The organism is Longimicrobium sp. (assembly GCA_036377595.1).
Lineage (GTDB): Bacteria > Gemmatimonadota > Gemmatimonadetes > Longimicrobiales > Longimicrobiaceae > Longimicrobium.
In genome coordinates, this window is record DASUYB010000189.1 from 46,703 (window position 1) to 59,022 (window position 12,320).

The 12,320-nt window shown below is 70.0% G+C and carries 12 protein-coding genes and 1 tRNA gene; 2 read left to right on the forward strand and 11 right to left on the reverse strand.

Annotated features, from left to right (window positions below):
• Window positions 1-51 precede the first annotated feature (51 nt).
• The 7 genes from ruvA to VF092_30345 all read right to left on the reverse strand — a co-directional run bounded on the left by ruvA (window position 52) and on the right by VF092_30345 (window position 6,308).
• Window positions 52-648, reverse strand: a complete 597-nt coding sequence (gene ruvA / locus VF092_30315) for a Holliday junction branch migration protein RuvA (protein ID HEX6751627.1) — start codon at window positions 646-648, stop codon at window positions 52-54.
• Between the two features lie 175 nt (window positions 649-823).
• Entirely contained in the window at window positions 824-1,066 is a 243-nt protein-coding gene (locus VF092_30320; GenBank protein ID HEX6751628.1) for a hypothetical protein, read from the reverse strand.
• Between the two features lie 221 nt (window positions 1,067-1,287).
• Entirely contained in the window at window positions 1,288-1,872 is a 585-nt protein-coding gene (ruvC, locus tag VF092_30325) for a crossover junction endodeoxyribonuclease RuvC (protein HEX6751629.1), read from the reverse strand.
• Window positions 1,850-2,590 carry a YebC/PmpR family DNA-binding transcriptional regulator gene (locus tag VF092_30330; GenBank protein ID HEX6751630.1) on the reverse strand — a complete coding sequence of 247 codons (741 nt, stop codon included), beginning with the start codon at window positions 2,588-2,590 and terminating at the stop codon, window positions 1,850-1,852. Before VF092_30330 ends, ruvC begins: the two co-directional genes overlap by 23 nt.
• A 1,053-nt stretch (window positions 2,591-3,643) precedes the next feature.
• Window positions 3,644-3,716 (reverse strand) — tRNA-Lys (locus tag VF092_30335).
• A gap of 49 nt (window positions 3,717-3,765) precedes the next feature.
• Window positions 3,766-4,089 (reverse strand): DUF6665 family protein, encoded by a 324-nt coding sequence (locus VF092_30340; GenBank protein ID HEX6751631.1) that lies wholly within the window; start codon window positions 4,087-4,089, stop codon window positions 3,766-3,768.
• A 194-nt stretch (window positions 4,090-4,283) separates the two neighbouring features.
• Complete coding sequence (locus tag VF092_30345; protein ID HEX6751632.1) at window positions 4,284-6,308, reverse strand: M13 family metallopeptidase; 2,025 nt, start codon at window positions 6,306-6,308, stop codon at window positions 4,284-4,286.
• Between the two features lie 281 nt (window positions 6,309-6,589).
• On the opposite strand from VF092_30345, the gene VF092_30350 reads away from it, so the two are divergent.
• Together VF092_30350 and VF092_30355 are read left to right on the forward strand one after the other, a co-directional pair.
• Entirely contained in the window at window positions 6,590-7,945 is a 1,356-nt protein-coding gene (locus tag VF092_30350) for an ammonium transporter (GenBank protein HEX6751633.1), read from the forward strand.
• Window positions 7,942-8,316, forward strand: a complete 375-nt coding sequence (locus VF092_30355; protein HEX6751634.1) for a P-II family nitrogen regulator — start codon at window positions 7,942-7,944, stop codon at window positions 8,314-8,316. The genes VF092_30350 and VF092_30355 overlap by 4 nt, the downstream gene beginning before the upstream one ends.
• Before the next feature lie 312 nt (window positions 8,317-8,628).
• Here the strand turns inward: VF092_30355 and secG are convergent, their stop codons facing one another.
• From secG to gap, 4 genes are all read right to left on the reverse strand, one after another.
• Entirely contained in the window at window positions 8,629-9,081 is a 453-nt protein-coding gene (gene secG / locus VF092_30360) for a preprotein translocase subunit SecG (GenBank protein HEX6751635.1), read from the reverse strand.
• A 102-nt stretch (window positions 9,082-9,183) separates the two neighbouring features.
• Window positions 9,184-9,951 (reverse strand): triose-phosphate isomerase, encoded by a 768-nt coding sequence (gene tpiA, locus VF092_30365; GenBank protein ID HEX6751636.1) that lies wholly within the window; start codon window positions 9,949-9,951, stop codon window positions 9,184-9,186.
• Complete coding sequence (locus VF092_30370; GenBank protein ID HEX6751637.1) at window positions 9,948-11,165, reverse strand: phosphoglycerate kinase; 1,218 nt, start codon at window positions 11,163-11,165, stop codon at window positions 9,948-9,950. Before VF092_30370 ends, tpiA begins: the two co-directional genes overlap by 4 nt.
• Window positions 11,166-11,519: 354 nt before the next feature.
• Window positions 11,520-12,320 (reverse strand): type I glyceraldehyde-3-phosphate dehydrogenase (gap, locus tag VF092_30375; protein ID HEX6751638.1); only part of this gene is annotated, 801 nt, incomplete at its 5' end.

The following is a 12,320-nucleotide window of genomic DNA, read 5'->3' on the forward strand; positions in this document are numbered from 1 at the left end:
CCGATCCGGCCGGTCCACCGTCAGGCAGCGGCGGCGTCCCGGCGCGACCCGCTACTTCGCCGTCGCCCTTGCCAGCGCGTGGCGGATGAGCTCGGGGGCGGTGAGGTTCGCGCCCTGCTCGGCGACGACGGCGCGGACGGCGCGGTCGGCGTCGCCCTGCGTCAGGCCGAGGGCGATCAGCGCGCGCAGGGCCTCCTCCACCCCCGGCGTGCGCGCGGCCATCGCCGACGGCGCGAACGCCAGGTCGTCGAGCTTCCCCGAGAGCTCCACGGCGATGCGCTCGGCCGTCTTCTTCCCCACCCCGCTGACGGCGGTGAGCGCCGCCACGTTGCGGTCGCGGATGGAGCGCACCAGCATCTCCGCGCTCATGGCCGACAGCAGCGCCAACGCCAGCCGCGGGCCGACGCCGGACGCGGAGATCAGGCGCGTGAACAGCGTCCGCTCCACCTCTTCCAGGAAGCCGTAGAGCGCCTGCGCGTCCTCGCGCACCAGGTGGTAGGTGCGCAGCGTCACCTGCTCGCCCAGCTTCGGCAGCCGCTCGAACACGGTGGTGGGGATGAAGACCTCGTAGGCCACGCCGCCCTGGGTCATCACCTCCACGCGCTCCAGGTCGCGCAGCAGCAGCTCACCGCGGATGCGGGAGATCATCTCGTCCGGTCAGTGTGGGATGTGGAGATTTGCCCGGTGGCCGGGGATCGAACCCGCAGAGGCAACAATGCAGGCGGGGCGCCCCTGAAACCAGAGGCGTCCCGCTCTCACTTCCAGCGTGCCGCCGTGATTGGAGCCGGCGCCCGCCGCGGTAGAACGCGCGGCGCTCCGCGGCTCAGCAATCGTTGGGGAAGCACAGGCTTCGGTTGTTGGTGCCGACCTCGGTGATGCAGACCACGTCGGAGTCGGAGTCTTCCCTGGTCAGCTCGTAGATCGTCCAGGTGACGATAGGTACCAGCAGTGTGGGTGTCGTGGCGTCCGCCCGGCCGCGGACCGTGCCCCGGCCGGCACGGGAACCGCGCTCGACGGCGAACGACTCCACCGTCAGGGCCTCGAGGTCGAGCTTGAGCTTTCTCATCTGGGCCTCCATGGTGGGGGGGGGAGGAGGGACCCGCCGGCAGCGGCGGCTGCTTCCGCTGGCGGGTTCGGTGGACGGCAGGCGGGGCTGGATTCGCGAATCTGGACCTACGGAGTCTTTGGCGCCCTACAAGGTTGGAGGAGTGACGCCCGAAGGGCAAGGAGGCGGGTTTGCGGGTCACGGCGGAAGCGCGGATCCACAACATGGCGACGACGAGATCGTCACGGGCGGAGCTTGGGCGGGGTGATCAGCGAGCGCAGCGCGGCGATCTGTGCCGACGCCTTCGCGGCGGGGCCGAAGCCGCGAAAGCAGTGGCAGAGCGCGATGGCTACGCCGTCCGCCGCGTCGTGCGGCTTCGGCGGCTCCTTCAGACGGAGGAGACGCTGCACCATGTAGCCCACCTGGTCCTTCGTCGCCGCACCCGCGCCCACCACCGCGTTCTTCACCTCGGCGGGAGGATACTCCGCCACCTCCAGCTCCCGCAGCGCCGCCGCGAGGAGGATCACGCCGCGCGCGTGGCCCAGCACCATCGACGTGCGCACGTTCTTGCCGTAGAACGCCGACTCCACCGCCAGCACCGTAGGCCGCGCGCGGCCGATGATCTCGCCCACGCCCTCGTAGATGTCGCGCAGGCGCTCGGCCAGCGGCGCGCGGGGGTGGGTGCGCACCACGCCGCACTCCAGCAGCGAAACGGCGCCGTCGCCCTGCCGTGCGACGACGCCGTAGCCGGTGACCGCGGTGCCGGGGTCGATCCCCAGCACCACCGCCTGTCCCGCCTTGAGATCAGACCTCGGCGAGGTCGACATCCATGTCGGCGTTGGTGTAGACCTTCTGCACGTCGTCCAGGTCCTCGAGCAGGTCCAGCAGCTTCGCCAGCGTCTGCGCGTCGTCGCCCGTCACCTTCACCTCGGTCTTGGGGACCATCGCCAGCTCGGCGCTGTCCCACTCGATCCCCTTCTCGCGCAGCCCGTCCTGCACCGCGCCCAGGTCGGAGGTGGCGGTGTAGACGGTGTGCACGCCTTCCTCGCTCACCACATCCTCGGCGCCGGCCTCGAGGGCGGCCTCCATCACCGTGTCCTCGTCGAAGCGCTCGCCGTCGATCACGATCTCGCCGCGGCGGTCGAACATCCACGCGACGGAGCCGGTGGTGCCCAGGTTGCCGCCGTTGCGGGAGAGCCAGCGGCGGATGTCGGCCACGGTGCGGTTGGCGTTGTCGGTCAGCGCGTCGATCATGATGGCCACGCCGGCGGGGCCGTAGGCCTCGTAGGTGATCTCCTCGTAGCTCACGCCCTCGAGCTCGCCCGTGCCCTTCTTGATGGCGCGGTCGATGTTGTCGTTGGGCATGTTGGCCGCGCGGGCCGTGTCCATGGCCAGGCGCAGGCGCGGGTTGCCCGCCGGATCGCCGCCGCCGGCCTTGGCCGCCACCGTGATCTCACGGATGATCTTGGTCCAGGCGGCGGCGCGCTTGCTGTCGGTGAGCGCCTTCTTGTGCTTGATCTGCTTCCACTTGCTATGCCCGGCCACGGGGCACCTCCACGCGATGTCGTCGGGTTCTGGCAGGATGCACGTAAGCTGAGAAAGATAGCCGAATTGGCGGATTTCTTCAATCGCCGGGGAGATTTATAAAGCCAGCACGCGAGTGGGCGAGGCACACAGGGCCGAACGAACTCATTCCATGAAGACGATCGAGCAGCGTTGGAGGGGCGGACTCGGTTTAAAACTGAATCGGAAACCCGCATTACAATGCCGACGTATTTGGCTGTGATGGGTGTTCCTCAGATCAGATTCTCATCCTCACCCCGAACGACTGAACGGATGAGCATGGCGATCGATCCAACATTCCCGAAGGAGTCGCGGCTTGCTTTTTCACGCCAGCCTGTTTGTCCTAGCAACTCTGCTTGCGCTTTGCATAGGAGTTGGAGTGAGCACCCTCGCCGGGTTAGAAGCGTCTAGCGAGCCCGCGTTGCGATCGGCAGGCGGAATGCTCCAGCTACTGGGCGTCGCCGCCGTCGGGTATGGTATCATGCAATTACGGCGGGAGTTTGGGCTCCCATCACTTTCATTTGAGTGGCGAGCAGAATCAAAGCAGGTGTGGGAACAAGCGAGGAAATGGGCGGTTAAGCGACTCCGGCGACCCCAGAGTCTCGAACCACCTCTAATGGGTTCCGCTTCAGGCTCGTTAGGCGGTCTGTCTATTAAAGCGAGAGGAAAGGTTCGTTATGGGACGGATGCAACCGTCGAACAACGGCTAGCACTTGTCGAGCGGATATTAGACCAGATACAGGACGCGACGTGGAATCTCGAAGACAGAGTAGAGGCTCAACATAAGCAGATATTGGAAGCACTTAGCGCCGAAACAAACGCGCGAACAACTGCAATCGCAGAGGTTCAGAACAGGTTTCATCAGTATGCGACGAGCGACCTACATTTGGAAATTGTCGGGCTAGGATGGGTTCTGTTCGGCACAGTCCTCTCGACGTGGGCACCAGAGATCGCGAGGACACTCTAAGCCCGTACTTCCATGGATGACGACGAGCAGCCCCGGAGCGATCTCGTCCCCGGGGCTGCGTGAGTAGATGGGTCGGGTGGGACTCGAACCCACGACCATCGGATTAAAAGTCCGGTGCTCTACCAGCTGAGCTACCGACCCCAAGCGTTTGAAACTAAACGGAGATGCGGGCTTCCTCAAGCGCCGCGGGCTATTTCGCCTCGCGCGGGAACACGCCCATGCGCAGCCGCACCTCGCGCGGCACGCCCAGCTGCCGCAGCAGCGCCTCGCCGTCGCGGAAGCCGCAGACCTCGCGCTGGACCACGTAGTACCACATCGCCTCGCCCGCGGCGCGCACCAGCTCGTCACGCTCCGCCGCATCGCCGGGCGCGGCGTCGAACGCCTTCAGCGCGTCGAGCGCGGCACTGGCGCGGCGGCCCAGGCGCGCCAGCGTGGCCGCCTTCTCCTGCAGCAGCTCGTACTCGAACACGTCCAGGGGCGAGGCCCGGGACGATGGATTGCGGGGCGTTCGCACGTTCGGTTTCTCGCGGTGATTCAGCACCCAGCCGGCGAGCGGCAGGCAAATCTCCCATACACCCACGAGGAACGGAAGGATTCGGTCGACGGAACAGATGAGGGAGATCGACAGCTCGGCGACGGCCAAAAACGCGGACGGCCGCGAGGATCAATCCCCGCGGCCGTCCGTGCCTCATCCTCCCTACCGCGGGATTACCAGATATTCACGCGCACCGAGGCCGGGCGGACCATGGGATCGCCCTCCTTGCACCCGAACGCGGCCGCGAACTCGGGCATGTTCGAGAGCGGCCCGTTGACGCGGAACTCGTTGGGCGAGTGGGGATCCGTCTGCACCATCAGCCGCAGCTGCTGGTCGCGGAACACCGCGCGGCGCGCCTGCGCGTAGGCCAGGAAGAAGCGCTGCTCGGGGGTGAAGCCGTCGATGAGCGTGCGCGGCTTTCCCGCCAGCTCGCGCTGCATGGCGTGGAAGGCGATGGACAGGCCGCCGATGTCCGCGATGTTCTCGCCCATGGTGAGTTTCGCGTTCACGTGCAGCGAGTCGAGCACCGTGTAGGCGCTGTACTGGCGGTCCACCACCGCCGCGCGCTCCTCGAAGCCGCGCGCGTCCTCGGGCGTCCACCAGTCGCGCAGGTTGCCGCGCGCGTCGTACTGCCGCCCCTGGTCGTCGAAGCCGTGCGTCATCTCGTGCCCGATGGTGCCGCCGATCCCGCCGTAGTTGGCCGCCACGTCGTACGACACGTGGAAGAACGGCGGCTGCAGCCGTCCCGCGGGAAAGACCACCTCGTTCAGCGTGGGCGAGTAGTACGCGTTGACCGTGGGCACCGTCATGAACCACTCCCCGCGGTCCACCGGCCCGCCGATCTTGCGCCGGTTGCGCGCCGCCTCGAAGGCCCCGATGGCCCGCAGGTTGGCGATGTGGCTGGCGGTGCCGATCTCCAGCCCGGTGTAGTCCTTCCACTCGTCGGGATAGCCGATCTTGGTGCCGAACGCGGCCAGCTTCTCCAGCGCCTGCTGGCGCGTGGCGGCGCCCATCCAGGTGGCGGCGCGCACGCGGTCGGCGAAGGTGGCGCGCAGGTTCCCCACCATCCGCTGCATCCCCGCCTTCGCCTCGGGGGTGAAGGCCGTGCGCACGTACTCCTCCCCCAGCGCGTCGCCGAGCACGGCGTCGGTCAGGCGCAGGCAGCGCTGCCAGCGCGGCTGCCGCTCGCGCGCGCCGGTCAGCGCCTGCGTGTAGCGGAAGCTCTGCGCGGCGAAGGGCGAAGACAGCCAGTCGGCCGTCCGGCTGATCGTCCGGAAGCGCAGGTAGGCGCGCCAGTCCTCCAGCGGCCGGTTGGCCAGCTCGTGCGACATCGCCCGGAAGAAGTCGGGCTGCGAGACGTTCATGCTGTCCACGCGGATCCCCAGCCGGCGCAGGAACACGCCCCACGCGAAGTTCGGAGTCAGCGCCTCGACGTCGCGCACGGACATGAAGTGGTACTGCGCGTTGGGGTCGCGCCGCTGCACCCGCGTCATCGACGCGCGCGCCAGCGCCGTCTCCACCGACAGCACGCGCTCGGCGTCGGCGCGCGCGGCGTCGCGCGGCTGGCCGGCCAGCACGAACATCTCGGTGACGTTGTCGAGGTAGTCGCCCCGCAGCTTCCGGCTGGCCGAGTCGTCGCGCAGGTAGTAGTCGCGGTCGGGCAGCCCCAGCCCGCCCTGCGACGCGTCGGCGATCACCCGCGCGCTGTTCTTGGGATCCTGGTCGCTCCCCAGCCCGAAAAGCACCCCCGTCCCCCGCTCGTGCTGCAGCATGATCTCCTCGATCACCTGGTTGGGGGTGCGGAGCGAGCCCTGCCGGCGCAGGTCCTCGGCGATCGGGCCGATCCCCGCCGCCTCGGCCTTCGCCGAGTCCATGCAGGTGGCGTAGAAGCGCCCCACGCGGCGGGTGTTCTCGTCGCGCGCCACCTCGGCCTGCCGCGCGGCCGCCTCCACCACCCCGCGCAGTACCTCCTCATTGCGGTCGCGCAGCTCGTTGAAGCCGCTCCACGACGAGTAGGCGGCGGGGATGGGGTTGCGGGCCATCCACCCGCCGTTGGCGTAGCGGTAGAAGTTCTGGCAGGGCGCGCAGGTGGTGTCGAGGTTCGCCCGGTCGAGCGCGGGCACGACGGGTGCCTGAGCCGCCGCGCTTCCGGCGCCCAGCGAGGCGGCGGCCAGCAGGAGGAAAACGCGCGTCTTCATCGGTGGATCACGGTGTGGGAGCGGGTGGAAGCGCCGGCGCCAGATGGCGGCCCGGGCAGTGGATTGGTACGTCTCCGGTCCCCCCGGCGCAACTATCGTGGGACGAACCGTGGTACGGCGTGCCGTCCGGCGGGACCGCGATCTTTATGAATCTGCTTCACATCTCTCCACATACTTAATTTTTTTAAGATGCAAATTCATCTCTCTTGACTTCATACTGTTCGGCATCGATTCTGCTTATCGATCCCACCGTGGACGCACCCCTTCGCCACAGGAGAGACATGACACTCCCGATCTCCCTCGTTCCCGCGGGGTTCCTGGCCGCCGCGCAGACGGTGCCGGTGAGCGGCGCCGACACGGCGTGGCTGATGGCCGCCACCGCGCTGGTGCTGCTGATGACGCCGGCGCTCGGGTTCTTCTACGGCGGGCTGGTGCGCGGCAAGAACGTGCTCAACACGCTGATGATGAGCTTCGCCGCGCTGGGCGTGGTGGGGATCGCGTGGGCGCTGCTGGGCTACTCGCTCGCCTTCGCGCCGGGGAACGGGTTCGTGGGGGGATTGTCGTACGCGGGACTGCGGAACGTGGGGCTGGAGACGGGATCGTGGGGCGCGACGCCGCACCTGCTGTTCATGGCCTACCAGGGGACGTTCGCCATCATCACCGCCGCGCTGATCTCCGGCGCCGTGGTGGAGCGGATGCGCTTCGGGCCGTACCTGGCCTTCGTCGGCGCGTGGTCGCTGCTCGTCTACGCCCCCGTGGCCCACTGGGTGTGGGGGAAGGGGTGGCTCGGCGGCCTCGGCGCGCTGGACTTCGCCGGGGGGACGGTGGTGCACGTGAACGCGGGGCTCGCGGCCGTCGTCGCGGCGATCGTCGTCGGCAACCGCAAGGACTACGGCCGCCAGGCGCTCCTCCCGCACGACGCCACCTACGTGCTGCTGGGCGCGGGGCTGCTCTGGTTCGGCTGGTTCGGCTTCAACGCGGGGAGCGCGCTCGCGGCGAACGCATCCGCGGCGCTGGCGTTCGTCAACACGCTGCTGGCACCCGCCGCCACGCTGGTGGTGTGGATGGCGCTCGACGCGGCGCGTCTCAAGAAGGTCACCGCGGTCGGCGGGGCGACGGGGATCGTCGTCGGCCTCGTGGCGGTGACGCCGGCGGCCGGGTTCGTCGGGCCCGCGGCGGCCATCGCGCTGGGCGCGGTGGCGGCGTTCCCCAGCTACTTCGCCATCGCGTACCGCTCGCGCACGCGGCTGGACGACTCGCTGGACGTGTTCGCCGCGCACGGCACCGGCGGCATCGTGGGCGCGCTGCTGACGGGCGTGCTCGCCTCCGCCGCGTGGGGCGGGACGGACGGGCTCCTCTTCGGCAACGCGGCGCAGCTCGGCAAGCAGGCCGTCGCGGTCCTCGCGGCGGGGGGATACAGCGCCATCGCCACGCTGGCGATCCTCAAGGCGATCGCGCTGGTGGCGCCGCTGCGGCGCGAGGGGCGCGAGGAAGGCGTCGGGCTCGACGTGGTGCAGCACGGCGAGGAGGCGTACGCGCGCGGCGAGGGCGCGGTGCTGGTGCCGCCCGAGGCGCTGCTGCCGAGCGTGATCGAGGTGCCCGTGCCCGCCGCCTTGCTGGCGCCGGAGGCCGCATGAAGCTCATCGTCGCGATCATCCGCCCCGAGAAGCTGGGCGAGACGCTGGAGGCGCTCTACCGCGCCGAGGTGCGCGGGCTGACGGTGAGCCGCGTGCAGGGCCACGGCGGCGAGGTGGAGCGGGTGGAGACGTACCGCGGGACGACGGTGAAGATGGAGCTGCAGGAGAAGGTGCGGCTGGAGATCGGCGTGTCGGAGCCGTTCGTCGACGTCACCGTGCAGGCCATCCTCCGCGCCGCCTCGACCGGCGAGGTGGGCGATGGGAAGATCTTCGTCCTCCCCGTCGAGAGCGTGTACCGCATCCGCACGGGGGAAAAGGATGAGTCCGCCGTGACGCCCCAGCCGGTGGAGCTGGACGAGCTGCTGGGGTAGACAGACGAGCCTACTCCCGAGGTTCGCAATCAGCGCAGAGTGGGGAGATTGGTGCGGACGCGGCGCGGAGGCCCTCTCCCCCCGGCCCCCTCCCCCAAAACCGACTGGGGGAGGGGGAGACCTCAGCGCGGGGGCGGGTTCGGACCGCTGCGGCTGGCATCCGCGCGGCCGCGGGCGGCCCCTTCCCCCGGCCCCTCCCCCGCTGCGCAGGGGAGGGGAGAACTAAGCGCGGGGCGGGACTTCGGGACGCAGAACGGGCCGGCTTCCGCGAGGGGAGCCGGCCCGTCTTCAGGCCTGGAAACGACCGGGCGCTTACTGCTTCGGCGCGCTGGTCGGGGGCGCGGCGGGCTGGCCGGCGCCGGCGGCGGTGGCCGGGTCGTTGCCGCCCTGCGTGGCGGCAGGCGCGGGCGCGGCGGCGGGGGCCGTCGGCGTCGCGGGCTGCGTTACGCCGGGAACCGCGGGCTGGCCGGCCGGCGCGGGGGCCGTGGGCGCGCTCTTCTGCAGCCCCTGGCGCAGCACCGAGGTCGGGCGCGCGGCGCGGGCCGACAGCATCGACAGCGCGAACGCGATGGCCACGAACAGCCCGCCGCACCACCACGAGGCCTTGTGCAGGATGGTGGTGGCCTGGCGGCTGCCGAACAGCGTGTCGGTGCCGGCGCCGCCGCCCATGGCGGCCAGACCGCCGCCCTTGCCGGACTGCAGCAGCACCACGGGAATCAGCACCAGCGCGTCGAGCACCAGCAGAATCAGCAGAAACGTGAACACGGCGCTTCCGGTCGTCTCAGAGGGGGTCGGGCCAGGGATGGCAAAGCGTTTAAATGTAGCACGATGCGCGGTTCCGTCAACCGCCGGGCGCCGCTTTCCCGCTCACTGCACCGCGCCGCAGATCTGCGCGAAGCCGTGGGGATCGAGGCTCGCTCCGCCCACCAGCACGCCGTCGACGCCCTCCACGGCCAGCAGCTCGGCGGCGTTCTCGGGCTTGACGCTGCCGCCGTACAGGATGGGGACGGCGGCGGCGATCTCGCGGCCGTACGCCGCCGCCAGCTCGCGGCGCACGTAGCCGTGCATCGCGCCCGCGTCGGCCGGGGTGGCGTTCACGCCGGTGCCGATGGCCCACACCGGCTCATACGCCACCACCAGCGAGCGCGCGTCGTCGGACGAGAGGGTGCGGAGCACGGCGGTGAGCTGCGCCTCCACCACGTCCTCGGCGCGGCCGGCGCGGCGCTCCTCGATCTTCTCGCCCACGCAGAGGACGGGGACCAGGCCGGCGTCGAGCACCGCGCGCACCTTCTTCACCGTCTCCTCGATCGTCTCGCCGAACACCCAGCGGCGCTCGCTGTGGCCGACCAGCACGAGCTCCGCGCCCGCGTCCGCCGCCATCCCCGCGGAGATCTCGCCGGTGAAGGCGCCGCCCTTCTCCCAGTACACGTTCTGCACGCCCAGGCGGACGTCGGCGCGGCCCTGGAGCGCCTCGCGCGCGGCGGCGAGGGAGACGGCGGGGGGAAAGAAGACGACGCTGCGGTCGTCGCGCGGCTGCCAGACGGCCAGGAACTCGCCGAAGAAGCGCGCGGCCTCGGACGGGCCCAGGTTCATCTTCCAGTTGCCGGCCAGCACCGGCTTCAGCGGCGCGCTCACGAGCCCGTCCGGTCGTCGAGCGCGGCCACGCCGGGCAGCTCCTTCCCCTCGAGGAACTCGAGCGAGGCGCCGCCGCCGGTGGACACGTGCGACATGCGGTCCTCCAGCCCCATCTCCGCCACCGCGGCCGCCGAGTCGCCGCCGCCGATGATCGTGGTCGCCCCGTTGTCCGTCGCCGTGGCGACGGCCTCGGCCACGCCGCGGGTGCCGTCGGCGAAGGCGGGGTTCTCGAAGACGCCCATCGGCCCGTTCCAGAGCACCGTCTTCGCCCCCTCCAGCTCGCGGCGGTAGAGGTCGACCGACTGCGGGCCGATGTCCGCCACCATGCGGTCCGCGGGGATGGCCTCGCGCGAGACGATCCGCGTCTCCCCCCCTGCCTCCAGCCTGTCCGTCACCACGCAGTCGACGGGGAGGACCAGGCGGTCGCCGGCGCCCTGGACGAGGCCGCGCGCCATCTCCACCCGGTCGTCCTCCACCAGCGAGGTGCCGGTCTGGAGATCCATCGCGCGGAAGAAGGTGTTGGCCATCGCGCCGCCGATCAGCAGGCGGTCGACCTTCGGCAGCAGCGCGTTGATGACGTCGATCTTGCCGCTGATCTTCGCCCCGCCGAGGATGGCCACGAACGGGCGCTTCGGTTTCTCCAGCGCGCCGCCGAGGTATTCCAGCTCCTTCGCCATCAGGAACCCCGCGACGACGGGCTTCCCTTCCCCCTTCATCACCTCGGCCACGCCGGCGGTGGAGGAGTGGGCGCGGTGCGCGGCGCCGAACGCGTCGTTCACGAACACGTCGCCCAGCTCGGCCATCTGCCGCGCCAGCTCCATGTCGTTCTTCTCCTCGCCGGGATGGAACCGCGTGTTCTCCAGCAGGAGCACGTCGCCGCCGCCGAGCCGGTTCGTCGCCTCCACCGCGGCGGCGCCGACGGTCTCGCCGGAGAAGGCGACGTCGCGGCCCAGGAGCTCGCCGAGGCGCGCGGCGCAGGGGCGGAGCGACATCTCCGGCACCGGCTTTCCCTTGGGGCGGCCGAAGTGCGAGAGGAGGACGATGCGCGCGCCGGCGTCGATGAGATACTGAAGCGTCGGCAGCGTGGCGCGGATGCGCGTGTCGTCGGAGATGGTGCCGTCGGCGTCGAGCGGGACGTTGTAGTCCACGCGCACGAGGACGCGCTTGCCGGCCAGGGCGCTCTTCGGCAGGTCGTTGAGCGTGAGCTTGTTCATCGGTCAGGGCCGTGGGTTGATGAACGGCGATACGGTGCGATGGCGGTCGGTGTCGGTGCGAACTTCGATCCTCGTGCCGGGCGCCGCGGGGGAGCCCTCTCCCTGGCGCTTCGCGCCTGTCCCTCCCCCAAAACCGACTGGGGGAGGGACGAAGGCTCGCTTCGCTCGCGGCAACTCAGCGCGAGCACCGAATTGCGGTTCTCCCCTCCCCTGCGGAGCGGGGGAGGGGCCGGGGAGGGGGCCAGCCGGGCGGGCAGGATTTCTCCCGCCCGCGCCGATCTCTCCCAGCTTCGGCTTCCGCAAACACGAAGGGCACCGGCGCAACGAGCCGATGCCCTTCTTCTCCTTCTGCGATCAGCTGTTCTGCAGGCGCTCGCCGATGTAGCGGGCCAGGTCCACGCAGCGGCAGGAGTAGCCCCACTCGTTGTCGTACCAGGCCATCACCTTCACCAGCCCGCCCACCACGTTGGTGCTGGGCGCGTCGACGATGGACGAGTGCGGGTTGCCGGTGAAGTCCACCGACACCAGCTCCTCCTCCTCGTACGCCATGATCCCCTTCAGCCGCCCCTCGGAGGCGGCGCGCAGCGCGTCGTTCACCTGCTGCGCGGTCACCTCCTTCTCCAGCTCCGCCACGAGGTCCACGATCGACACATCGGGCGTGGGCACGCGCATGGCGACGCCGTCGATCTTCCCCTTCACCTCGGGGATCACCAGCCCCGTCGCCTTCGCGGCGCCCGTGGTGGTGGGGATGATGGACATCCCCGCGGCGCGGGCGCGGCGCAGGTCCTTGTGCGGCAGGTCGAGGATCTGCTGGTCGTTGGTGTACGAGTGGATCGTCGTCATGATGCCGCTGACGATGCCGAACGTCTCGTGGAGCACCTTCGCGACGGGCGCGAGGCAGTTCGTCGTGCACGACGCGTTCGACATGATGTGGTGCTTCGCCGGGTCGTACGCGGTCTGGTTGATGCCCCAGGCGATCGTGAGGTCCACGCTCTTGCCCGGCGCGGAGATGAGGACCTTCTTCGCGCCCGCGTCGAGGTGCTTTGCCGCGTCCTCGCGCTTGGTGAAGCGGCCGGTGGACTCGATCACCACGTCGACGCCCAGGTCGCGCCAGGGGAGCGCGGCGGGATCCTTTTCGGCGAACACCTTCAGCTC

Bases quoted from the DNA above. Each gene is read 5' to 3' on its own strand.
- ruvC (HEX6751629.1), bottom strand. From the start codon at position 1,872: ATGTCGACCTCGCCGAGGTCTGATCTCAAGGCGGGACAGGCGGTGGTG.
- VF092_30345 (HEX6751632.1), bottom strand. From the start codon at position 6,308: ATGAAGACGCGCGTTTTCCTCCTGCTGGCCGCCGCCTCGCTGGGCGCC.
- VF092_30350 (HEX6751633.1), top strand. From the start codon at position 6,590: ATGACACTCCCGATCTCCCTCGTTCCCGCGGGGTTCCTGGCCGCCGCG.
- VF092_30320 (HEX6751628.1), bottom strand. From the start codon at position 1,066: ATGAGAAAGCTCAAGCTCGACCTCGAGGCCCTGACGGTGGAGTCGTTC.
- VF092_30370 (HEX6751637.1), bottom strand. From the start codon at position 11,165: ATGAACAAGCTCACGCTCAACGACCTGCCGAAGAGCGCCCTGGCCGGC.
- VF092_30355 (HEX6751634.1), top strand. From the start codon at position 7,942: ATGAAGCTCATCGTCGCGATCATCCGCCCCGAGAAGCTGGGCGAGACG.
- ruvA (HEX6751627.1), bottom strand. From the start codon at position 648: ATGATCTCCCGCATCCGCGGTGAGCTGCTGCTGCGCGACCTGGAGCGC.